This is a genomic window from Microbacterium sp. RG1 (genome assembly GCF_005347485.1).
In the GTDB taxonomy this organism is placed as follows: domain Bacteria; phylum Actinomycetota; class Actinomycetes; order Actinomycetales; family Microbacteriaceae; genus Microbacterium; species Microbacterium binotii_A.
Map to the genome: position 1 here is coordinate 875,338 of NZ_CP034121.1, position 21,904 is coordinate 897,241.

The following is a 21,904-nucleotide window of genomic DNA, read 5'->3' on the forward strand; positions in this document are numbered from 1 at the left end:
GCGTCATCGGGAGAAGTCGGGTGATACGCCCGTGAGCCGCGAAAGGCGCGGCCACGTCATCGGAAGGACACCTTCGTGACCACGAAGTCCCAGGACCGCCGCAAGGTCCGCCTGTCGCGCGCGCTCGGCGTCGCGCTGACCCCCAAGGCCGCCCGCTACCTCGAGAAGCGTCCCTACGCTCCCGGCGAGCACGGACGCACCAAGCGCAAGGCCGACAGTGACTACGCCGTCCGCCTGCGTGAGAAGCAGCGTCTGCGTGAGCAGTACGGCATCCGCGAGAAGCAGCTGCGTATCGCGTTCAACGAAGCCCGTCGCACCGACGGCCTGACGGGTGAGAACCTCGTCGAGCTGCTCGAGATGCGTCTCGACGCCCTCGTGCTGCGTTCCGGTTTCGCCCGCACCACGGCGCAGGCGCGTCAGTTCGTCGTGCACCGCCACATCATGGTCGACGGCCAGATCGTGGACCGCCCGTCGTTCCGCGTCAAGCCCGGTCAGCTGATCCACGTCAAGACCCGCAGCGAGGGCACCGAGCCGTTCCAGGTCGCAGCCGCCGGCGGTCACGCCGAGGTCCTGCCGAACGTCCCCGGTTACCTCGAGGTCGAGCTCGACAAGCTCCAGGCTCGCCTGGTGCGTCGTCCGAAGCGCGCCGAGGTCCCCGTGACCTGTGACGTGCAGCTGGTCGTCGAGTACTACGCCGCGCGCTGAGTCGTTCGCGCACGAAGGGCGTCGGGGTCATCCCGGCGCCCTTCGTCGTCGACCCGTCGCCGGCATCCGTTCTCGCCTACGATGGAGGATGCTCGCGACAGACGCGGACACGATGAGGAAGAGGTCACGGTGAGAAGTCTTCTCTGGTTCGCGGTCGGAACGACGGCCGGGTTCGTGCTCGCGCACCTCGTCAACAAGGATCCGCGCGGACACGAGATGCTCGCCGAGATCGACGCCCGCATCACAGAGTTCACCGACCGCATCCAAGACGCCTACCACGAGCAGCAGGCCCGGTTCGAGACCGGGGCCGATGCCGAAGGCTCCGCTGCCGACGATCGCTGACCACCCGCGAACTCCGAACGGCCGCTCCGGCGGCCTTCCTGTCCTGCCCGAGGAAGACACCGCATGAAGACCGCCGAGATCGCCCAGCGTTACCTCGACTTTTTCGAGAAGAACGATCACACCATCGTTCCTTCCGCGTCTCTGGTCAGCGATGACCCGACGCTCCTGTTCACCGTCGCCGGGATGGTGCCGTTCGTCCCGTTCCTCAATGGAACGGTGCCGCCTCCGTTCCCGCGGGCCGCCGACGTGCAGAAGTGCATCCGGACCAACGACATCGAGGAGGTCGGTCACACCGCCCGCCACGGCACGTTCTTCCAGATGCTCGGGAACTGGTCTTTCGGCGACTACTTCAAAGAAGGCGCCATCACCTACGCCTGGGATCTCCTGACGCGCTCCGAGGCCGATGGTGGTCTCGGTTTCCAGGAGAAGGACCTGTGGGTCACGGTCTACGAGACCGACGACGAGGCCGCCGATCTCTGGCGACGCATCGCTGGACTGCCGGAACACCGCATCCAGCGACTCGGGCGCGAGGACAACTACTGGTCGACGGGTCAGCCCGGTCCGGCCGGCCCCTGTTCCGAGATCTACTTCGACCGTGGGCCGGCCTACGGCCGCGACGGCGGCCCCGCCGTCGACGATTCGCGGTTCACGGAGATCTGGAATCTCGTGTTCATGCAGTACGCGATCACCAACGTGCGCTCGAAGATCGACTTCGACATCGTCGGTGAGCTGCCGAACAAGAACATCGACACCGGCATGGGGCTCGAGCGCGTCGCCTTCATCAAGCAGGGCGTCGACAACATGTACGAGACGGATCAGGTGCGCCCCGTCCTCGATCGCGCGGTCGAGCTCTCCGGCCGGCCGTACGGCAAGGAGCACGAAGACGATGTGCGCTACCGCGTCATCGCCGACCATGTCCGTTCGTCTCTCATGCTGCTCTCCGACGGTGTGACGCCGTCGAACGAGGGCCGCGGCTACATCCTGCGCCGCCTCATGCGCCGCTCGATCCGCGCGATGCGACTGCTCGGAGTCGACGGCGCCACCTTCCCGGAGCTCTTCTCGGCGTCTCGTGATGCGATGGCAGCGTCGTACCCCGTCGTGGCCGAGGACTGGGGTCGCATCTCGCAGTATGCCTTCGCGGAGGAGGAGACCTTCCTTCGCACGCTAGCCTCAGGATCGTCGATCCTCGACCTCTCGATCGCCGAGACGAAGAAGACGGGCGGCGCCTCGATCTCCGGTGACCAGGCGTTCCTCCTGCACGATACCTACGGCTTCCCCATCGATCTGACGCTCGAAGTCGCCGAGGAGGCCGGGCTCAGCGTCGACCGCGGCGCTTTCGACACCCTGATGCAGGAGCAGCGCACCCGGGCGAAGGCGGACGCCAAGAGTCGGCGTCGCCAGCTCGCCGATCACAGCGTGTACCGCGACTTCCGTGCTCAGGGCGAGACCGTCTTCACCGGGTACACGGACCTCGCGACCGAGTCGCGTGTGCTGGGCATCCTGCACGAAGGGGTCTCCGTCGACCGCGCGCGGCAGGGTCAGGTCGTCGAGGTGATCCTGCCCGCCACCGCGCTGTACGCGGAATCCGGCGGACAGGTCGCTGACAAGGGCACCATCGTCGGGTCGGGCTTCGAGCTGGACGTGCTGGACGTGCAGAAGCCCGTGCCGGGACTCATCAGCCACACCGTCGAGGTGCTCACGGGCGAGGTCGGTGTCGGCGATGCGGCGACGACGGTGGTGGATGCGGCCAACCGCCGCGCCGCGCGTCAGGCGCACTCCGCGACCCACCTCGTGCACGCTGCTCTCCGCGACACCCTGGGAAGCTCCGCGACCCAGGCGGGCTCGTTGAACCGTGCCGGGTACATGCGCTTCGACTTCAACTGGAGCCAGGCGCTCTCGCCCGCGACGCGGAGCGAGATCGAGGAGATCGCCAACAACGCCGTGCGCGACAACCTCGAGGTGACCACCCGCGTGCTGCCCCTCGACGAGGCCAAGGAACTGGGCGCGATGGCGCTGTTCGGCGAGAAGTACGGGACGACTGTGCGCATGGTCGACATCGGCGGCCCGTGGTCGCGCGAGCTGTGTGCCGGAACGCATGTCGCCTCCAGCGCGGAGGTGGGACTCATCAACCTCGTGGGGGAGTCCTCGGTGGGCGCGACCGCGCGCCGGGTCGAGGCGCTCGTCGGACTGGACGCGTTCCGTGATCTTGCGGCAGAGCGTGCGATCGTGTCTCAGCTGACGTCGGACCTGAAGGTCCCCCGCGAGCAGATTCCCGCACGGATCGCCGATCTTGCGGCAAGCCTGAAGGCGGCCGAGAAGAAGATCGCGTCCTTCGAAGCGCAGGCTCTCGCTCAGCGCGCCCCAGAGCTTGCGACGCAGGTGCGCCGGGTCGGGCAGGTCGGTGCCGTCGTCGCCTCGATCGGCGCCGTGGGATCGGCCGACGATCTGCGCACCGTGGCACTGGCGGTTCGCGACCGGCTCGGCGAGGACGCGAGCGTCGTCGCTCTCGGCGCGACAGCAGGAGGACGTCCGATCGTCATCGTCGCAACGAACGAGGCGGCACGGCGGGCGGGCGTCAAGGCAGGGGTTCTCGCCAAGGGTGCCGCGGGGGTCCTCGGCGGCGGCGGTGGCGGACGCGACGACGTCGCACAGGGCGGCGGTTCGGATGCGGCGGCGCTGCCCGACGCGCTCGAGGGCATCGTCCGAACGCTGGAGACCACGTCGGCGTGAGCGACTTCCGCAGGGGCGTCCGGCTCGGCATCGACGTGGGCAAGGCGAGGGTCGGCGTCGCCCGATGCGATCCCGATGGGATGCTGGCGACGCCGGTGGAGACGGTCGCGCGCGCGGACGACTCACCGCAACGCGTCCTCGCCATCGCCCGCGAAGAGAACGCGACCGCGCTCTACGTCGGGCTGCCGATCAGTCTGAGCGGCAATGAGACGGCCTCGACGCAGGATGCCCGCGAGTTCGCGCGCGCCCTCGCCGTCGCCGGTCCTCTCCCCGTGCGGCTGGTGGACGAGCGGTTGAGCACGGTGTCGGCGCATGCGGCGCTGCGGAGTTCAGGGCGTTCACAGCGCTCTTCGCGTGGAATAGTGGACCAGGTCGCCGCCGTGATCCTGTTGCAGAACGCCCTCGATGTCGAGAAGCAGACGGGTCGGGCGCCCGGCACTCCCGTCGACCCGGACCAGGAGACCGACTGATGTCCGACACTCCCTCCTCCCGCCGCGAGGCGCGCGAGGCCGCCCAGCGCGCGAGCGCGCCGCAGCCCGAATCGGCGCCCCCACCGACCCCCGCGGTGTCCGAGCCGATCCTCCGCACTCCTGCGGACCCAGCGCCGGCCACCGCCGCCCGTCCCTCGCTGGACGACCTGTTCACGGGTGAGGCGACGACCGATGTGCTGGGCGCTCCGCCGCCTCCGCCCAACAAGCGCCGCCGTCGCAAAGGCGGGTGGATCGCCCTGGCGATCGTGGTCGTGCTTCTCGGTGGCGTCGCCGCCGGAGGGCTCTGGGTGTGGAACACCTACGAGGACAAGATCCGCGCGGTGCTCGGGTGGGAGGAGCCGACCGAGTTCGAGGCCGGACAGGCGCACGGCGAGGCGACGATCACCGTCGTCAGCGGCGACGCCGGTCCCCAGGTCTCCCAGAAGATGTTCGACGCCGGTGTGACGCGCACCGCGACCTCGTTGTACAGCTACATGATCGACAACAACATCGCTTTCACGTTCCAACCGGGAACGTACAAGCTGCAGCAGGAGATGACCTCGGCGGCCGCGCTGGAGGCGCTCGGCGATCCCGCCAACCGGCTCGAGGGACGCGTCGTGCTGCCCGAAGGGCTGACGGTGGATGTGTCGCTGCAGCGGATCGCCGACGGCGCGAGCGTCTCGCTCGACGATCTGACCGCAGCCGTGGCGGACCCCTCGGCCTACGGCGTCTCGGCGTCGAGCCTCGAGGGGTGGCTCTTCCCCGCGACGTACACGATCGAGCCCGGCACCAGCGCGACGTCCATCATCCAGATGATGGTCGACCGGACGGTGCAGTCGCTGGATGCGGCCGGGGTCCCTGCGGATCAGCGGGAGCGCATCCTCACGATCGCCTCGATCATCCAGCGCGAGGCGCGGTACGAGGCCGACATGCAGAAGGTGTCGCGCGTCATCCTCAACCGACTCGATCCGTCCAATCAGGAGACTTTCGGCCTGCTGCAGATGGACTCCACCGCCCAGTACGGCTACGGCGAGCTCCATGCCGGCTCGGTGAGCACCTCGGAACAGGCGCAGCACGACGACAACCCGTGGAACACGTACGTTCATCCGGGATTGCCGGTCGGACCCATCTCGAACCCGGGGGATGTGGCGATCGATGCGGCCATGCACCCCGCCGACGGCCCGTGGCTCTACTTCGTGACGGTGAATCTGGACACCGGTGAGACGGTGTTCACGACGACCTATGCGGAGCATCAGAAGTACGTGAAGCAGTTCCAGCAGTGGTGCAGCGAGCACCCGGATTCGGGATGCTGACCGGCACGCGCCTCGCCGTGTGGGGCGATCCGATCGCCCACAGCCGTTCGCCGCTCCTGCACGCGGCCGCCTATGACGCGCTCGGTGCGGCGTGGACGTATGACCGGCGACGCGTCGATGAGGCGGGCTTCGAGGCCGAGCTCTCGGCGCTCGATGCATCGTGGCGAGGACTCTCGCTGACCATGCCCCTCAAGTCGGCGGGCTTCCGCGCGGCGGTGGATCTCGATGCGAGGGCGCGCGCGACCGGCGCCGTCAACACGCTGCTACTCGATCCGCGTGGTCCGCGCGGATACAACACGGACGTCGGCGGCATCGTGGCCGCGCTGCGCGAGCTGGGCGTGGGAGAGGTGTCGTCGGCACGAATCCTGGGAGCCGGGGCCACTGCCACATCGGCCTTGGTCGCCCTGTCGGAGATGGGCGTCGGTTCCGTCGAGATCCTGGCGCGGCGTCCGGAGGCGGCGAAGCACCTCGTGGCCCGGGGCGCCGCGCTGGGGATGCGCAGCACTGCTCGAGATCTGGACGCCCGTCATCACGCGGTCGACCTCACCGTGGCCACCCTTCCCGGAGACGCCGCGCTGCCCCCCGAGGTTGTGTCCTCGCTGGCGGATGCGGGTGGCGCCCTCATGGATGTCGTCTACGGCACGTGGCCGACCTCGTTGTCCGGGGCGTGGACTGAACGCGGCCTCACCGCGGTGTCGGGGCTGCCGATGCTGCTCCACCAGGCGCTCCGACAGGTGCGCGTGTTCGTGGGCGGCGAGCAGGACCAGCCGCTCGATGACGAAGCACGGGTGCTGGCCGCAATGCGCCGGGCGCTCGTGGGAGAATAGACGAATGCTCCGCGTGCTCACGGCCGGCGAATCGCACGGCCCCGAACTCGTCGCCATCATGGAAGGCCTGCCTGCCGGCGTGCCCGTCGCCCGTGACGCGATCCAAGCCGACCTCGCCCGACGCAAGCTGGGCTACGGCCGCGGCTCGCGGATGAAGTTCGAGGAGGACGAACTCTCGATCTCCTCGGGCGTGGTGCACGGATACTCGATCGGCAGCCCGATCGCGCTGCGCGTGGGCAACACGGAGTGGCCGAAGTGGGTCGAGGTCATGAGCCCCGAGCCGGTGGAGCTCACGGAGCGCTCGCGCGGCCGTGGCGCCGCCCTCACGCGTCCTCGTCCCGGTCACGCTGACCTCGTCGGCATGCAGAAGTACGGGTTCGACGAGGCTCGTCCCATCCTTGAGCGCGCAAGCGCCCGGGAGACCGCCGCGCGCGTCGCCCTGGGGGCGATCGCGCGTTCCTTCCTCGGCGAGCTCGGGATCCGCCTGGTGAGCCACACGCTCTCCATCGGCCCGGTGCGCGTGCCCGAGGGCACGGCGCTTCCGACACCGGACGACGTCGACACGCTGGATGCGGATCCGTTGCGCTGTTTCGATGCGACGACGTCTGCGGCGATGGTGGCCGAGGTCGACGCCGCGAAGAAGGACGGCGACACCCTGGGCGGCATCGTCGAGGTGCTCGCCTACGGCATGCCGCCGGGGCTGGGATCGCACGTCCAGTGGGACCGCCGTCTCGACGCCAAGCTCGCGCAAGCGCTCATGAGCATCCAGGCCATCAAGGGCGTGGAGGTCGGCGACGGCTTCGAGACCACCCGTCGGCGCGGCTCCGCGGCGCACGACGAGCTGTTCGCGACCGATGGCGGAATCACGCGCGGCACCGACCGCGCCGGCGGCACCGAGGGCGGCATGTCCACAGGGACCGTGCTGCGGGTGCGAGCGGGTATGAAGCCGATCGCGACCGTTCCGCACGCGCTGCGGACCATCGACGTCGCCACGGGCGAGACCGCCTCCGCGCACCACCAGCGCTCGGACGTCTGCGCCGTCCCGGCCGCCGGCGTCGTGGCCGAGGCCATGGTCGCCATCGTCCTCGCCGATGTCGTGCTCGAGAAGTTCGGCGGTGACAACATCGTCGAGACCCGCCGTAACCTGCAGTCGTACCTCGCGGCGATCCCGGACACCCTGCGCACGGCGGACGCCAGCGATCCCGACCTCGATCGATGACAGCGCCCGCCGCCTCGGCGATCGTGCTCGTCGGACCCATGGGTGCAGGCAAGACCAGCATCGGCAAGCGGGTAGCCAAGATTCTGGAACTCGGTTTCGTCGATACCGACGCGATCGTCGTCCGCTCGCACGGTCCGATCGCCGACATCTTCACGACGCACGGCGAGGCGCGTTTCCGCGAGCTCGAACGAGAGGCTGTCACGCAGTCCTTGGCTCAAGGCGGCGTCGTCTCGCTCGGCGGCGGTTCCGTCCTCGACCCCGACACGCGGGCGGACCTGCGAGCCCACCGCGTCGCCCTCCTGACGGTCTCGCCGGCGATCGTGGCCGGCCGGATCGGGGGTGGCCACCGTCCGCTGCTCGCCGCCGAGGGCGAGGATCCCGTCGCGCGCTGGCGCCGCATCCTGGATGAGCGGATGCCGCTGTACACCGACGTCGCCGACGCCACGTTCGACACCTCGCACGGACCGCTCTCCGACGTCGTTGACCAGATCGTCGCGTGGGCGCGGACGGCCGCACCGAAGGGACACTCATGACCGAGACGACCGAGATCACCGTCGCCGGTGACAACGGGTACGCGATCCATCTCGGGCGCGACATCCTGGATCGGGTGGGAGAGGCCCTCGCGCCGTCGGTCCGCAAGGTGCTCGTCGTCCACCCGCCGACACTGGCTGCGGCCGCAGCCTCCCTGCGCGAACGGCTTATGGCCGACGGGGGGCGTGAGGTGCTCCTGGCAGAGATCCCCGATGCCGAGCAGGGCAAGCGCGTCGAGGTGGCCGCGTTCTGCTGGCAGGTCATGGGCCAAGCGGACTTCACGCGGACGGATGCGGTCGTCGGGTTCGGCGGGGGAGCAGTGACAGATCTGGCGGGCTTCGTCGCCGCAACCTGGCTGCGCGGCATCCAGGTGGTGCAGGTGCCGACGACCGTCCTCGGCATGGTCGACGCGGCGGTCGGCGGCAAGACGGGCATCAACACGGCGGAAGGCAAGAACCTCGTCGGCGCCTTCTGGGCCCCGCAGGCGGTCGTCTGCGATCTCTCGATGTTGGACGGGTTGTCGCAGAACGAGGCCACGGCGGGCTTCGCCGAGGTCGTGAAGGCGGGCTTCATCTGGGCACCCGAGATCCTCGACCGCATCGAAGCGGAACCGCAGGCCATTGTGGATCCGTCGTCCGCATCCTTCCGGCGCTGTCTCGAGCTCGCAATCGACATGAAAGCGCGCGTTGTGGGCGAGGACTTCCGCGAGGCGGGTCTGCGGGAGATCCTCAATTACGGTCACACGCTCGGTCACGCGATCGAGCACGCCGAGCGCTACCGGTGGCGTCACGGCGCCGCGATCTCCATTGGCATGGTGTACGCCGCCGAGCTCTCGCGCCTCGCGGGTCGACTCTCGGACGGGGCTGCGGCCCGCCATCGCGAGATCCTCGAGTCGCTCGGGCTCCCGACGACCTATCGCGCCGGCGCCTGGCCGCAGCTGCTGGCCACCATGCAGCGCGACAAGAAGTCGCGCGGCGGGATGCTGCGGTTCATCGTGCTCGACGACATCGCCCGTCCGACCGTGTTGCAGGCACCCGACGAGTCGCTGCTGTTCGCGGCCTACCAGGAAGTCGCGGGCTGAAGACGCCGCGCCACCCGTGCTCCTGGTAGCGTGCGAGCGTGACCGCCCCACGTCGTCTCCTGCTCGTCAACGGCCCGAACCTGAATCTGCTCGGGACGCGTGAACCCGACATCTACGGGACGGCGACGCTCGCGGATGTCGAGCGCATCGCGTCGGAGGCTGCTCATGCGCACGGTTTCGAGCTGCGTGCCGTGCAGAGCAACCACGAGGGCATCCTGCTCGACGCGATCCATGCCGCGCGCGAGGACTGTGCAGGAATCGTGATCAATCCGGGCGGTCTCACCCACACCTCGGTCGTGCTCCGCGATGCCCTGAGCGGTGTCTCGCTCCCCGTCGCCGAGGTCCACATCTCGGATGTCACGGCGCGAGAGGAGTTCCGGCACCACTCGTACGTGCGGGACGTCGCGATCGTGCATGTCGTCGGCGAGGGCGTGCGGGGCTACGCGACGGCAGTGGATCGCCTCGTCCGGGTGATCACCGGACAGTCGGATGGCTGAGTGATTTCTCCTCCGCAAGGAATGAGTCGACTCACTTTTGAGTTCACTCATTTGTGGCCGATGACACAGGACGCCGGGAGCGCGGGAAGCAGCTGAAGCGGGAGCGCATCTTCGCTGCCGCGCGTGATCTGTTCGACGAGTTCGGCTACGCGGGGGTGACCACTCAGCAAGTAGCCGATCGCGCGGACGTCGCGGTGGGGACGGTGTTCCGCTACGCCGCGACGAAGGCCGAGTTGCTGCTCATGGTGCGCAACGAGGACGTGCGCCATGCCGTTCGCCGCGGACTCGACGAAGCCGGGGCGGTGGCCGACGCGACCGAGGCGGTCCAGACCGCGCTGAGGCCGCTCTTCGACACGGCAGCGCAGCGGGCTGCGGATGCGGCCGTCTACCAGCGCGAGCTCATGTTCGGCGATGCGAACGATCCGTACCGCGCCGACGGCTTGGCGGTGGTCGCCGAGCTGGAGGACGGCATCGCCCGGATCCTCACCGGCGGCCGGCAGAGCGCGGCAGCCCGTAGCGCGGCTCGCGCGATCTTCGCCTGCGCGCACATCGTGCTCGTCCGCCCCAGCGGGGGAGAACGCTTCGACACCACCGACCTGCCCAGGCAGATCGCACAGATCGTCGCCGGCTACCGTGCCGGCGCGGCTGATACCGCGGCCCACCCGACCGCGAACTGAGCGACGGGGGATCCCCGTCAGGAAGAAGACATCATGACCGACATCACGACCGTCGCCGTTCTCGGAACAGGTGTTCTGGGATCGCAGATCGCCTTTCAGAGCGCCTACAGCGGATTCGCCGTCGTGGCGTACGACATCAACGACGAGGCGCTGGTCTCCGCGCGCGAGAGATTCGAGCGCCTCGCTGCCACCTACCGCGCCGAGGTGCCCGGTGCTGCAGAGGGCACGCGCGTCGAAGATGCTCTGGCCCGCGTGACGCTCACGACCAGCCTCGCCGACGCGGCGAAGGTCGACCTCGTCATCGAGGCAGTACCCGAAGTCCTCGACCTCAAGCGCGAGGTGTACACGCAGCTCGCTGCACTCGCGAACGAGAACACGATCTTCGCGACCAACTCATCGACACTCCTGCCGTCCGACATCGTCGACTTCACGGGGCGTCCCGACCGCTTCCTCGCCCTCCACTTCGCGAACCGCGTGTGGACGTTCAACACCGGCGAGGTGATGGGAACCGAGCGCACCGCCCCGGAGGTGTTCGACGCGGTGATGCACTTCGCCGAGGCCATCGGCATGGTGCCGATCGCCATCCGCAAGGAGAAGGCGGGCTACGTGCTCAACTCGCTCCTCGTCCCGCTGCTCAACGCCGGTATGGGGCTTGCCGCGGGCGGCTACGCCTCCGTCGCGGACATCGACAAGACGTGGCGCATCGCCACCGGCGCTCCGATGGGCCCGCTTCAGATGCTCGACGTCATCGGTCTGAACACGCCGTACAACATCCTGACGCACTCCAGCACGGGCGACCAGGCGCTGGCTGCCTGGCTGAAGGAGAACTACATCGACCAGGGCAAGTTGGGCGTCGCCACCGGAGAGGGCTTCTACCGATACGCCTGATGCCGCCGTCGCCGACCCCGCCGCCGCGCCATCGTGTGCCCGGCGGGGCCGGCGACGATCCCGTAGGATAGGGCGCTGGGCCATCGGCTGACACGACGCGCCCGCAGATCTCACGACGAACGGAACCTCCACCCCCATGGCATCTACCGCAGACATCAAGAACGGCGTCGTCCTCAGCATCGACGGACAGCTGTGGAACGTCGTGGAGTTCCAGCACGTCAAGCCCGGCAAGGGCGGCGCGTTCGTGCGTACGAAGCTGAAGAGCGTCATGACCGGCAAGGTCGTCGACAAGACGTTCAACGCCGGCGCGAAGGTCGACATCCAGAACGTCGACCGCCGCGACTTCACCTACCTCTACAACGACGGTGAGGGCTTCGTCTTCATGGACGTCGCCGACTACGACCAGATCACGGTGGGCGCGGCGACGGTCGGCGACGCGGCCAACTACCTCCTCGAGAACCAGCAGGTCCAGATCGCGCTGCACGACGGCAACCCGCTCTACATCGAGCTGCCCGCCTCCGTCGTCCTCGAGATCACCTACACCGAGCCCGGTCTGCAGGGCGACCGCTCGTCCGCGGGAACGAAGCCTGCGACGGTCGAGACGGGTCACGAGATCCAGGTGCCGCTGTTCGTCGAGACGGGCACGAAGGTCAAGGTCGACACGCGCACGGGCGACTACCTCGGCCGCGTCAGCTGACGGGTGAGCGCTCGTAGCAAGGCGCGCAAGCGCGCCCTCGACATCCTTTTCCAGGCAGACGTCCGCGGCGAGGACCCTGCGGCCATCCTCGCCGCTGAAGCCTCCCGCGCAGCGGGGGAGCCCGACCGCCAAACGTCCTGGCTGTATGCCCGCGACATCGTCGACGGCGTCATCGACCACCGTGACGAGATCGACGAGCAGATCATCACGCACGCCCGCGATTGGAAGATCGAACGGATGCCGGCCGTCGATCGGGCTGTCCTGCGCATCGGTGTCTGGGAAGCCGTCTTCAACGACGAGGTTCCCGTCGCGGTCGCCATCGATGAGGCCGTGGAGCTGGCGAAGGAGTACTCGACCGATGAGGCCGGCGCCTTCGTCCACGGCGTGCTTGCGCGTATCGCACGCTCGGCCTGACGCGCGGGCCACGGGCGAACGCTGAGAATCGACCCGAGCGCGGAAGGGGCTGGGCATGACGGCACTGCTGGAGATCAGGATCGTCAGCCCCGTCCTGATCGGAGTGTTCTGCGCAGTGAGCCTCGTCGCGCTCGGCTACCTCCTGTGGCGTCCCGGGCGCGGACGGTGGTTGCTTCATGCGGCTGTCGCGTTCGGTCTCGGAGCTGTGCTGGCGCTCGTGGTATCGGTCCTCGCCGACGCGACGGGCATGTTCGGCATCACACTGCCGTGGCAGGTGAAGACGTGGGCGTCCGCGGGTCTCGGGGCGACCGCCGTCGCGGTCGCCAACCTGTGGGACTCTCGTTGGCGGCGGCGCGTGATCGCTCTGATCTCCGCGGTGGTGTTCCTCCTCACGACGACCCTCGGAATCAACGCCCATTTCGGGCTCAACGCCACTCTGGCGAATTTCCTGCATATCCAGATCGACAAGCCGATCGTCATCCCCACGGCGTCGCCGGGGGCGTGGGATCCGGACGTGCCCCTCTCCCAGAGCTGGCAGCCCCCCTCGGATATGCCGGCGTCAGGGAAGCAGGGGACCGTATCGATCCCGGCGACGAAGTCGGGGTTCGCGGCGCGGCAGGCGGGGCTCTACATTCCTCCCGCCGGTCTCACCGCCAATCCTCCGCTTCTGCCGCTGGTCATCCTGATGATGGGGCAGCCGGGGGATCCCGATCCCCAGTACATCGCCGCGACGCTCGACGCCGCCGCTGCGAAGAACAAGGGGCTCGCGCCCTACGTGCTCGTGGTGGACCAGCTCGGCGATCCCACGCGAGACCCCGCGTGTGCGGACTCGCCGATGTACGGAAACGTCGAGACCTATGTCACGCAGGACGTCGTCGACTTCGCCCGGACGCTGCCCGTGATCCCGCGGGCGCAGGACTGGATCATCGCGGGTTACTCCAACGGCGGGGGATGCGCCTTCACGTACGCCGCCAAGCATCCGGACATCTGGGGCAACCTCCTCTCCATCAGCGGCGAGATCGTGCCGGGCTCCGAGCACCCCGATGAGACGATCGCGGACGTCTATGGGGGCTCTGAGGCCGCCTACAAGGCGTCACAGCCGATGAGCATCCTCGCCTCCGGTGCCGTGGCCTACCCGAACGAATGGGCGCTGTTCACCGCGGGTGAGAACGACCCCGGGTACGTCGCCCAGGCACAGACCGGAGCCGCCGCGGCCGCGGCGGCAGGGTGGGATGCCCAGAGCTACATCGTCCCTGGTGCCGGCCACGTGGTCGACGCCCTGGAAGGCGGGTTGGCGGAGGGCTTCGCTCGGCTGTACCCGCGACTGGGGCTCGCGCCCTCGTGATCGGCGAGCGGTGAGTCGGCGGTGCGCACGGGACACACAGCGGGCGCTGCCTAGACTCGAGTGCGGAAAGGACTCATCTATGCGCATCACGGGTCTCGGCCACGCGGGCATGTTCATCGAGACGGCGGGCGGCAGCATCCTCTGCGACCCCGTCATCGGCCCCTCGTTCTTCGGATCGTGGTTCCCGTTCCCCGACAATCGCGGGCTCGACTGGGAGCGTTTCGGTCAGGCGGACTTCCTCTACATCTCGCACCGTCATCGCGATCACTTCGACCCCCGGCTGCTGCGGCGCTATGTGCGCTCGGACATCCCCGTTCTCCTCCCCGATTACCCGACGGATGATCTGGAGCAGGATCTGCGCTCTCTCGGCTACGAGAACATCGTCTACACGCAGTCCGGCGTTCCGCTGCAGTACGGGGAGCTGTCCGTGATGGTCACTCCGCTGCGTGCGCCCAGCGACGGCCCCATCGGCGATTCATCCCTGAGCGTCGACGACGGAACGGCCTCCGTGCTGAACCAGAACGACTCGCACCCCCTCGATCTCGAGAGGCTGCTGGCGTTCTCCAAGCCGGACGCGTACTTCACCCAGGTCTCGGGGGCCATCTGGTGGCCGATGGTCTACGACCTGCCGCAGGACGCGAAGCAGAACTTCGCGCAGCTCAAGCGCGACGCGCAGAACAAGCGCGCGATGTACTACATCGAGAAGGTCGACGCCGAGCACGTGTTCCCGATGGCCGGCCCTCCGATGTTCCTGCGCGAGGAGCTGTTCCGCTACAACGGCCTCGGTCTCGAGAACGACTCGATCTTCACCGACCAGAGCGAGTTCCTGGCGCACATGTCGGAGGTCCGCCCGGACCAGAAGGGATACCTGTTCGTGCCCGGCACGCAGGTCGATCTCAACCACGGGGCGGTCGAGGTCACCCAGACGCTGTACACCGACGCCGAGATCGAGCGGATGTTCGCCGACAAGTGGACCTACCTCGCCGAACAGCGTGACAGTCGTCAGCAGGAGATCCGCGACGAGGAGGCGACCCGCGCCGAGGTCCTGCCGCCCGCCGAGATGCTGGCAGCCATCAAGGAGTGGTGGGAACCGTTGCTGCGCCGAGCGCGCACCATCCGCAACGGCGTCGGCGGCAACGTCCGGTTCCGCATCGGCGACCTGGACATGGTGGTGGACTTCCCGAAGGCGAAGGTCCGCGAGTACGCGGGGGAGGAGTGCATCTACTGGTACACGATCCCCGCCGACCTCGTGTCCACGAACATCGCCGACCATGAGATCGACTGGTCGAACTCCATCTTCCTGTCGATGCAGTTCGAGGTCGGGCGAAGCGGCAAGTTCAACGAGTTCCTCACCACGTTCCTGAAGTGCCTGTCGCGCGACCGCATCGAGTACGTCGAGAACTGGTACGCCGAGCAGTCCGATCAGACCGAGGACGCCCAGCTGGGTGACTGGGTCGTGCAGCGCCGATGCCCTCACCTGCGCGCGGACCTGACGAAGACCGGCAAGATCGAGGACGGCGTGCTGACGTGCAGCCTCCACGACTGGAAGTGGGACCTCGCGAGCGGGCGCTGCCTGACGACGCAGGGGCACCCCATCCGCGCGTCGCACGCCGCCGCCGAGGTCGCCTCCGGCGTCTGAGTCGGAACGCGTTGCGCGTCGCCTCGCTCGTCCGCCGGAGCTGATTGCCCGGCCGGCGAGCGAGGCTGCCTCGGTGCGGCGGGTCAGACCTGGTCGACGGTGTACTGACGCGCGCGCCCTCGCACGCCCGCGAAGTGGTACGGCCACGGAGACTGTGCCGGCACGGCCACGTCCTGACGGCTCCCCAGGTGCGCCGCCGCGTGCAGGGCACGGTATGCAGGCACGTCCACTCGGGTGCGGGCGGCGAGCATCTCCGCGGTCTCATCGGCGCGGGTGTGTGCGCGGTAGCCGGGCTGCACGACCCCGGCGAAGAACTCGCTGACGCTGCCGGAGCCGTAGCTGAACATGCCCACGCGCTTGCCGGTCAGATCATCGTCGCCGTCGAGCAGAGCGGCGAGACCGAAGTACAGCGACGCCGTGTACGAGTTGCCGATGCGCCGGTTGTAAAGGGTGGAGCGCAGGTAGCGGTCCTCCGCGAGTTCCGTTCCCAGGTGCTCGGCGAGACGGCGATGCGCCTTGGCGGCCATCCGCGTGAACGGCTGGTGGTGGGTGAAGACGTCGATCTCGTCGACATCCGCTCCGCCGTGGGAGCGGTAGTCGTCCCATGCGCCGACGAAGCCGTCGAGATACGCATCGATGGACAGCTTGCCGTCGACGACGGCGGTCACGCTGTCGTTGGGTCGCCAGAAGTCGTCGACGTGGGCGGTGTGCAATCCGGTCGCCGGTTCGATGCTCATGAGGGCCGGGTCCGCGGTGACGAGCATCGCGACCGCACCGGCACCCTGTGTGGGCTCGGCAGCGGAGTCCAGCTCGTAGCGGGCGATGTCGCTCGCGATGACGAGCACCCTCGAGCCCGGCTCGCGCGCGACGAGCCCCGCGGCCGCCTGCAGCGCGGCGGTCGCGGAGTAGCAGGCCTGCTTGAGCTCGATGACGCGGCTGGTCGAGGGTAGGCCCAGCAGATCGTGCACCCAGACGCCGGCGGACTTGGACTGGTCGACCCCCGACTCGGTCGCGAAGAAGACGGTGCGGATACCCTCGGCACCGTGGCGGTCGATGATGCGCCGGGCCGCTGTCGCACCCATCGTGACGATGTCCTCGTCGGGGCCGGGAACGCTCATCTGATCCTGCCCGAGCCCGATGTGGAACTTGCCCGGATCGACGCCCGTCGCCGCGGCCAGGTCGTCGAGCTCCAGCACGTGGCCGGCGGTGGCCACTGCCAGGTCATGGATGCCGATCAGGGGCGCGGTCATCGCGTGGCCTTTCCGTTGCGCTCCAGCTGGAGGTGGGAGGTCATGAGTTCTCCGGCGTTCGTCTGGGCAGCCAGGAGGGAGAGCTCGCCGCAGAGAACGGTCGCCGCGACGAGGGCGGCCAAGCGGCGGGCGTTCTCGCCCGACTCCCGCTCCTCGCGGCAACCGAGGCGCGTGAGGGCCTCTTCGACCTGTGGGAGGTCTTTGCCGTTGCCGACCGTGCCGACGATCAGAGTGGGCAGCGTGCACGAGAAGTAGAGGTCGCCGTCGCCGCGGACCTCCGCCCACGTGATCCCCTGAGATCCCTCGACGATGTTGGCCGCGTCCTGACCGGTCGCGAGGAAGATCGCGAGCAGCATGTTGGCGTAGTGGGCATTGGCCGAGCGCAAGGCTCCCGCGATCGTCGAGCCGACGAGGTTCTTGCGCGTGTTCAGTTCGACGATCCGTGCCGCGGTGGAGCGCAACTGGGCCTCCACGATCTCTGCGGGGATGAGGATGTCGGCGACGACGTTGCGACCGCGGCCCAGGATGCCGTTGACGGCGGTCGCCTTCTTGTCGGAGCAGTAGTTGCCGGATATCGATCCGTACTCCAGCTCGGGATGCCACTGCAGGATCTGGGCCATGAGCGACTCCGCAGCCAGCGTCACCATGTTGTGTCCGGATGCATCGCCGGTCGACAGGGCGAAGCGCACGAAGAGCAGGTTGCCGACGACTTCGGTGTCGACGTCGAGGAGCCGGGCATGCCGGCTCTGCGCGGCCACGGTGGCCGCGAGTTCGGCGAAGCGACCGCGGATGTCGCGTCCGGCGCGGACGGCGGTCGCGGCGTCGACGGCCGTGAACAGCGAGGAGCGCGTCATCCGCTCGTCCACGACCGTCACCCGGATACCGTCGTCGATGAGGCGGGAGATGCGCGCGCCGCGCCCGACAGAGGGCCAGAGGGGGCTCTCGTACGTGGCGAGGGGGACCTCCTGCTCGCCGACGACGTCGCCGCTCAGACGTAGCGGACCGACCCAGCGGGTGGGCAGGGGAGTGAACTCACCGGTCATTCCGGCTCCTTCCAGGTGCGCCGAGCGCATCGGAGCGATGCGCCAGCGAGGTGATGTCGATCGCGCGTGCCCGCGCGAAGTCGGCGGTCTGGCCGCCGATGATCAGATCCGTCATGACCAGGTCCGCACTCGCGCGCGCACCGAGAACGGTCAGGAGGGCTCGGAGCTGGGCCTTCCACGCATCGAGCGCGGCGGACAGGGCATCCGTGCCCCCGTCGAGCACGATCCGCAGGAAGGTGCCGGAGACGCCGACGGCTCCTGCGCCGAGGGCGAGGCCCCGGACGACGTCGAGGGGTGTGCGTACTCCTCCGGAGGCGAGCAACGGGGGCGCGTCGGACGGCGCGTCGAGCAGACACTCGACGGCGCTCTGCCCCCATCCGGCCAGATAGCCGAAATCCGCATCGGCTCGGCGTGCGTTCTCGATCTGCACGAAGTCCGTGCCGCCGCGGCCTGCGACGTCCGCGGCGGAAACCCCGATGTCCCCGAGGACGGAGAGCGTGCGTCGGCTGAAACCGAACCCGACTTCTTTGACGAGGACGGGCACGTCCACCGCCGCGACGATGCGCTCGAGCGACGCGACCCAGTGGCCGAAGGAGCGCCCGCCCTCCGGCATGACGATCTCCTGCACGGCATTGACGTGGATCTGCAGCGCGTCGGCATCGATGAGGTCGATCGCCCGGCGGGCGTCGTCAGCCGATCGTTCGATACCGATGTTGGCGAACAGGAGTCCGTCCGGATTCTCCTCACGCAGCACGCGGAACGTCCCGGCGGCATCCGGGTCGTCGAGTGCGACACTCATCGAGCCGGAGGCGATCGGCACACCCGCGGCTGCGGACGCGGCCGCGAGCGCACGATTGATCTCGCCCGTGCGCGCGCTGCCGCCGGTCATCGCGTTGATGTAGAACGGCGTGGACCACTGCAGCCCGGCCACCTCGGTGTCCAGCGTGACCTCGGATGCGTCGATGCCGGAGAGCGCGTGATGCAGGAAGCGGACATCGTCGAAGCCGTTCCCGGCGACGAGCGGATGCTGAGCGGCGGCGAGCCGGACGTGATCGTCCTTGCGATCCGCGGCGCTCACGGTGCACCTCCCTCGGCGGGCGACACCGACAGCGTCAGGTGACGGATGTCGCGCTCCTCCCAGTCGCGGAGCATGCCGGCGACGTCGGCGTCCTCGGGAGCCAGGACGATTCCGCAGTCGCCACCGCCGGCGCCCGACGATTTCGCCGCGGCGCCAGCCGCCTCGGCGGTGTCGCAGAGCGCGGCGAGCGCGTCCGTCTCGATGGCGACGCCGGCGCTTCGTCCGAGGCGTCGCAGCAGCCGCCGCGCCCGACGGACGGCGCCGAGCGTGGCGACGTCGTCGCCGTCGTCCAGCGCGCGTGCCAGCTCCGTCACGCATGCGCGGGAGTCGAGCAAGAACGCCGGGTAGTCCATGGCGCCCGATCCGTCCCGCACCGCGTCGACGAGCCGCGCGGTGGATGCGGGGCGACCGGTCCATCCGACGAGGAAGCGGAGGGATGAGGGCGGTGCGAGGCGCGTGATGTCCAGCGGCTCCCATCCGCGCGATGCCAGCAGATCGGCGACGGACGCCTCCGCCTGGAGGGCAGCCCGAAGCACCTCTCGGTCGGGCGAGCGGTAGGAGATCCATCCGCCGAATGCGCTGGCGGCGAGGTCGCCACCCGATGCCTGCGGCGCGACCTGGATGGTGGCCAACAGGGCGAGGCGGTACGCGTCGCGCCGGGACAGGCCGAATCCGTAGAACTCGTCGATCGCCCGGATCGTCGCGATCGTGACCGCCGCGGACGATCCGAGACCGAACTTCCGGCCGGAGGCGTCGTCGAGACCACTGTCTATGCGCAGGTCGTAGTAGCGCGCCGACAGCCCGCGCTCCGAACGCAGACGTTCGGCGAGCGTGATGGCTGCGAGCACGTACTCGTACGGATGGTGCTCGGCATCGATCGTCAGTCCATCGCCCGCACGACCCCAGACCAGCGGAGTGCGGCCGAACTCGGGCGAGTGAACGCTTCCGGAGTCCGCGCTGGGGGTGAGACGGACCGTCAGGTAGCGATCGACGGCGACGAGCACGGCGGGCTCTCCGGGAGTCACGACCGCGTACTCACCCGCGATGAACAGCTTGCCCGGCGAGCGGACGATGATCGGGGCGGTCATCCGACGGACCTTCCGCCGACCACCAGCCCGGGCCCGGGCAGTGCGATGACGGTCTCGGCCAATGCGCCGAGCTCGCCCGCGACCGCCTCGGCGTCCGCGGCGTGGCACAGGGCGACGACGTTCGGGCCCGCGTCCGCCGTCGCGTACGACTCCAGGCCCGCGTCGCGCAGCGCCGCCACGCGGTCGAAGAGCGCGATGCTGGTCGGCGAGAGGTAGCGGATGGACGGGGCCGAGGCCTGGATCACGGCGTGCATCCGAAGAGCGTTGTTCTCGGTGAGGCGTCCGAGCTGCGCGACATCGCCCTCGACGCATGCGCGCCGCGCTTCCTCGAGCGTCGCCGCGGTCGAGGAGACCCACGCGGGGTAGAAGGGCGAGGTATCCGCCGTACGGCGCATCGCCTCCCGGCTGGAGACCTGCTTCTCGCCGCTGTCCACGATCGCGACGACCATCGCGAGGTCCGCGGGCGCCGGTAGCGGTTCGGCGTACGACTGCTCGTCGTCGCCCGCGTGCCAGAGGGCGAAGCCGCCGAAGACGGAACGCGCGGCCGAACCCGAACCGCGACGGGCGAGGCGGCTGAGCTCCCTCGCGCTCAGCTGCAGTCCGAAGGCCGATGCGGCGGCGCCGGCGAGTGCGGCGAAGCCGGCCGCGGAGGACGCGAGTCCCGCAGCGGACGGCACGGTGTTGTGGGACTCCACGCGGGCACGTAGAGCAGAGCCGGACAGCTCTCGTACGAGGTCGAGGAAGCGCGCGGTGCGCTCGGCGGGGATCCCCGTCTGCTCACGGCCGTTCAGCACGAAGACGTCGGCGTCCAACGTGTCGTCCACGGCGACCGTGGTGGTCGTGGGGAACACGCCGAGCGTCATCGAGAGACTGCCGGTGGCAGGCAGATTGAGCGCCGTGTCACGTTTGCCCCAGTACTTCACCAATGCGATGTTGGGATGCGCGATCGCGCGGGCCTCGGTCATGTCGTCGCCTCCACCGTGGTGGTCCAGGTTGCGGCTGCTCCCGCCGCACGCAGAGCGCCGGCGACCTCGGCAGCGCTCTCGTCGTCGCGGGAGAGCACGAGGACGCATCCGCCGCGCCCTCCGCCGGTCAGTTTGGCCCCCCAGGCCCCGTGCGCACGCGCCGCGGCAGCGAGTGCGTCGAGCGCCGGGTCACCGACTCCCAGGAGACCGAGCGCGGCGTGACCCCTGTCCATCGCGGCGCCCAGGGCTCGGGCGTCGCCGGTCGCGAGGTGGGTGCGGGCATCGCGGGTGAGCTCGCCCAGTTCGTCGAGGAGAGCGGTCGTGCCCCGCGGATCCTCGTCGTGACGCGTGCGCACACCGGCTACGGCTTCTCTGGTGCGTCCGGCGATGCCGGTGTCGGCCACCACGAACGTGAGGGGGGTGGCCACGGTGACGGGCGAGACGGCTCCGTCCTCGAACCAGATCGGCGCACCGGCGCGCACGGCGTGTGCGTCGAGACCGCTCGGCGACACGTGCGCGACCCGCTCGGCGCGCTGGATCAACTCGTGCTCCGCCGCAGCGTCCAGAGCTCCCCCGAAGGCCGCGGCCACGGCGCGCACAACGGCAGCGGCCACGGCGGCGGACGATCCGACGCCGCGTTCGGCCGGCAGGTTGCTCGCGATACGGAGTTCGATCGACTCGTCAGCGACGCCCAGGGCGTCGAGCGCTGCGGCGGCGGCCGTGACCGTGGGGCCCAGGCGAGCGGGCGCTGCGGCGAGAGGGCCGTCGTACAGGTCGCTGTGGAGGACGCTCGGACCGTTCGATCGGAGGACGTCCGCTCGCACCTGAAGCGCCGAGAGCGGGATGGCCAGCGCCGGCCGTCGATAGACGACCGCATGCTCGCCGAGGAGGATCGCCTTGCCGGATGCCCGCCCGCTCGCTGCGGCAGTGGGGGTCGGCGTCGCCGGCGCATCGGATGGGCGCGCGGGACGGGCGGAAGAACTGGTCATAGGAACGCACGCGAGCCTAACAGCGTCCGCGCCACCGAGCGCGGAGCCGCCTGTCTGGGATAGTCTGTCCGGCAAACCCCAGCAACCTTTAACCCCGTCCTGTGAGGCGGAGAAGG

22 protein-coding genes are annotated in these 21,904 nt (G+C 69.2%); 16 read left to right on the forward strand and 6 right to left on the reverse strand.

The window, feature by feature from the left end; translation table 11 throughout:
- Window positions 1-75 precede the first annotated feature (75 nt).
- The 16 genes from rpsD (at window position 76) to EHF32_RS04240 (ending at window position 15,375) form a co-directional block, all read left to right on the forward strand.
- Window positions 76-705, forward strand: a complete 630-nt coding sequence (gene rpsD, locus EHF32_RS04165) for a 30S ribosomal protein S4 (RefSeq protein ID WP_137416951.1) — start codon at window positions 76-78, stop codon at window positions 703-705.
- A gap of 129 nt (window positions 706-834) precedes the next feature.
- Window positions 835-1,047: a hypothetical protein gene (locus EHF32_RS04170; protein ID WP_137416952.1), complete on the forward strand. Its 213-nt coding sequence runs from the start codon at window positions 835-837 to the stop codon at window positions 1,045-1,047.
- A 63-nt stretch (window positions 1,048-1,110) separates the two neighbouring features.
- Window positions 1,111-3,777, forward strand: a complete 2,667-nt coding sequence (gene alaS, locus EHF32_RS04175) for an alanine--tRNA ligase (RefSeq protein WP_137416953.1) — start codon at window positions 1,111-1,113, stop codon at window positions 3,775-3,777.
- Window positions 3,774-4,247, forward strand: a complete 474-nt coding sequence (ruvX, locus tag EHF32_RS04180; protein WP_137416954.1) for a Holliday junction resolvase RuvX — start codon at window positions 3,774-3,776, stop codon at window positions 4,245-4,247. Before alaS ends, ruvX begins: the two co-directional genes overlap by 4 nt.
- Complete coding sequence (gene mltG, locus EHF32_RS04185) at window positions 4,247-5,560, forward strand: endolytic transglycosylase MltG (RefSeq protein ID WP_137416955.1); 1,314 nt, start codon at window positions 4,247-4,249, stop codon at window positions 5,558-5,560. The genes ruvX and mltG overlap by 1 nt, the downstream gene beginning before the upstream one ends.
- Window positions 5,527-6,387, forward strand: coding sequence for a shikimate dehydrogenase (locus EHF32_RS04190; protein WP_337678154.1), 861 nt, complete (start codon window positions 5,527-5,529; stop codon window positions 6,385-6,387). The genes mltG and EHF32_RS04190 overlap by 34 nt, the downstream gene beginning before the upstream one ends.
- A gap of 4 nt (window positions 6,388-6,391) precedes the next feature.
- On the forward strand, window positions 6,392-7,606 hold the full coding sequence (aroC, locus tag EHF32_RS04195) for a chorismate synthase (RefSeq protein ID WP_137416956.1): 1,215 nt from the start codon (window positions 6,392-6,394) through the stop codon (window positions 7,604-7,606).
- A complete protein-coding gene (locus tag EHF32_RS04200) occupies window positions 7,603-8,139 on the forward strand; it encodes a shikimate kinase (RefSeq protein ID WP_137416957.1) in 537 nt (178 codons plus the stop codon). Before aroC ends, EHF32_RS04200 begins: the two co-directional genes overlap by 4 nt.
- Window positions 8,136-9,218, forward strand: a complete 1,083-nt coding sequence (gene aroB / locus EHF32_RS04205) for a 3-dehydroquinate synthase (RefSeq protein ID WP_137416958.1) — start codon at window positions 8,136-8,138, stop codon at window positions 9,216-9,218. The genes EHF32_RS04200 and aroB overlap by 4 nt, the downstream gene beginning before the upstream one ends.
- Window positions 9,219-9,256: 38 nt before the next feature.
- Window positions 9,257-9,715, forward strand: coding sequence for a type II 3-dehydroquinate dehydratase (gene aroQ / locus EHF32_RS04210; RefSeq protein WP_137416959.1), 459 nt, complete (start codon window positions 9,257-9,259; stop codon window positions 9,713-9,715).
- Between the two features lie 53 nt (window positions 9,716-9,768).
- The gene (locus EHF32_RS04215; RefSeq protein ID WP_137416960.1) at window positions 9,769-10,392 is read left to right on the forward strand and encodes a TetR/AcrR family transcriptional regulator; all 624 of its coding nucleotides are present in this window, start codon (window positions 9,769-9,771) and stop codon (window positions 10,390-10,392) included.
- Between the two features lie 33 nt (window positions 10,393-10,425).
- Window positions 10,426-11,280 (forward strand): 3-hydroxyacyl-CoA dehydrogenase, encoded by an 855-nt coding sequence (locus EHF32_RS04220; protein WP_137416961.1) that lies wholly within the window; start codon window positions 10,426-10,428, stop codon window positions 11,278-11,280.
- Window positions 11,281-11,416: 136 nt separating this feature from the next.
- Complete coding sequence (gene efp / locus EHF32_RS04225) at window positions 11,417-11,977, forward strand: elongation factor P (RefSeq protein WP_137416962.1); 561 nt, start codon at window positions 11,417-11,419, stop codon at window positions 11,975-11,977.
- 3 nt (window positions 11,978-11,980) lie between these two features.
- Window positions 11,981-12,391, forward strand: coding sequence for a transcription antitermination factor NusB (gene nusB, locus EHF32_RS04230; RefSeq protein ID WP_137416963.1), 411 nt, complete (start codon window positions 11,981-11,983; stop codon window positions 12,389-12,391).
- Between the two features lie 55 nt (window positions 12,392-12,446).
- A complete protein-coding gene (locus tag EHF32_RS04235; RefSeq protein WP_137416964.1) occupies window positions 12,447-13,736 on the forward strand; it encodes an alpha/beta hydrolase in 1,290 nt (429 codons plus the stop codon).
- A gap of 79 nt (window positions 13,737-13,815) precedes the next feature.
- Window positions 13,816-15,375 carry a Rieske 2Fe-2S domain-containing protein gene (locus EHF32_RS04240; RefSeq protein WP_137416965.1) on the forward strand — a complete coding sequence of 520 codons (1,560 nt, stop codon included), beginning with the start codon at window positions 13,816-13,818 and terminating at the stop codon, window positions 15,373-15,375.
- Window positions 15,376-15,458: 83 nt separating this feature from the next.
- On the opposite strand, the gene EHF32_RS04245 is transcribed toward EHF32_RS04240, so the two are convergent.
- Genes EHF32_RS04245 through mvk form a run of 6 tightly spaced genes read right to left on the reverse strand, consistent with a single transcriptional unit; the run spans window position 15,459 to window position 21,788 of the window.
- On the reverse strand, window positions 15,459-16,625 hold the full coding sequence (locus EHF32_RS04245; RefSeq protein WP_137416966.1) for a hydroxymethylglutaryl-CoA synthase: 1,167 nt from the start codon (window positions 16,623-16,625) through the stop codon (window positions 15,459-15,461).
- Window positions 16,622-17,668: a hydroxymethylglutaryl-CoA reductase gene (locus EHF32_RS04250; protein ID WP_137416967.1), complete on the reverse strand. Its 1,047-nt coding sequence runs from the start codon at window positions 17,666-17,668 to the stop codon at window positions 16,622-16,624. The genes EHF32_RS04245 and EHF32_RS04250 overlap by 4 nt, the downstream gene beginning before the upstream one ends.
- Window positions 17,658-18,746 carry a type 2 isopentenyl-diphosphate Delta-isomerase gene (gene fni / locus EHF32_RS04255; protein WP_137416968.1) on the reverse strand — a complete coding sequence of 363 codons (1,089 nt, stop codon included), beginning with the start codon at window positions 18,744-18,746 and terminating at the stop codon, window positions 17,658-17,660. The genes EHF32_RS04250 and fni overlap by 11 nt, the downstream gene beginning before the upstream one ends.
- On the reverse strand, window positions 18,743-19,834 hold the full coding sequence (locus EHF32_RS04260; RefSeq protein WP_137416969.1) for a phosphomevalonate kinase: 1,092 nt from the start codon (window positions 19,832-19,834) through the stop codon (window positions 18,743-18,745). The genes fni and EHF32_RS04260 overlap by 4 nt, the downstream gene beginning before the upstream one ends.
- The gene (gene mvaD, locus EHF32_RS04265; RefSeq protein WP_137416970.1) at window positions 19,831-20,799 is read right to left on the reverse strand and encodes a diphosphomevalonate decarboxylase; all 969 of its coding nucleotides are present in this window, start codon (window positions 20,797-20,799) and stop codon (window positions 19,831-19,833) included. Before mvaD ends, EHF32_RS04260 begins: the two co-directional genes overlap by 4 nt.
- A complete protein-coding gene (gene mvk, locus EHF32_RS04270) occupies window positions 20,796-21,788 on the reverse strand; it encodes a mevalonate kinase (RefSeq protein WP_137416971.1) in 993 nt (330 codons plus the stop codon). Before mvk ends, mvaD begins: the two co-directional genes overlap by 4 nt.
- Window positions 21,789-21,904 lie beyond the last annotated feature (116 nt).

Bases quoted from the DNA above. Each gene is read 5' to 3' on its own strand.
- EHF32_RS04260 (WP_137416969.1), bottom strand. From the start codon at position 19,834: ATGACCGCCCCGATCATCGTCCGCTCGCCGGGCAAGCTGTTCATCGCG.
- aroB (WP_137416958.1), top strand. From the start codon at position 8,136: ATGACCGAGACGACCGAGATCACCGTCGCCGGTGACAACGGGTACGCG.
- EHF32_RS04235 (WP_137416964.1), top strand. From the start codon at position 12,447: ATGACGGCACTGCTGGAGATCAGGATCGTCAGCCCCGTCCTGATCGGA.
- EHF32_RS04245 (WP_137416966.1), bottom strand. From the start codon at position 16,625: ATGACCGCGCCCCTGATCGGCATCCATGACCTGGCAGTGGCCACCGCC.
- EHF32_RS04240 (WP_137416965.1), top strand. From the start codon at position 13,816: ATGCGCATCACGGGTCTCGGCCACGCGGGCATGTTCATCGAGACGGCG.
- EHF32_RS04250 (WP_137416967.1), bottom strand. From the start codon at position 17,668: ATGACCGGTGAGTTCACTCCCCTGCCCACCCGCTGGGTCGGTCCGCTA.
- mvaD (WP_137416970.1), bottom strand. From the start codon at position 20,799: ATGACCGAGGCCCGCGCGATCGCGCATCCCAACATCGCATTGGTGAAG.
- mvk (WP_137416971.1), bottom strand. From the start codon at position 21,788: ATGACCAGTTCTTCCGCCCGTCCCGCGCGCCCATCCGATGCGCCGGCG.
- aroC (WP_137416956.1), top strand. From the start codon at position 6,392: ATGCTCCGCGTGCTCACGGCCGGCGAATCGCACGGCCCCGAACTCGTC.
- EHF32_RS04200 (WP_137416957.1), top strand. From the start codon at position 7,603: ATGACAGCGCCCGCCGCCTCGGCGATCGTGCTCGTCGGACCCATGGGT.
- mltG (WP_137416955.1), top strand. From the start codon at position 4,247: ATGTCCGACACTCCCTCCTCCCGCCGCGAGGCGCGCGAGGCCGCCCAG.
- efp (WP_137416962.1), top strand. From the start codon at position 11,417: ATGGCATCTACCGCAGACATCAAGAACGGCGTCGTCCTCAGCATCGAC.
- EHF32_RS04220 (WP_137416961.1), top strand. From the start codon at position 10,426: ATGACCGACATCACGACCGTCGCCGTTCTCGGAACAGGTGTTCTGGGA.
- alaS (WP_137416953.1), top strand. From the start codon at position 1,111: ATGAAGACCGCCGAGATCGCCCAGCGTTACCTCGACTTTTTCGAGAAG.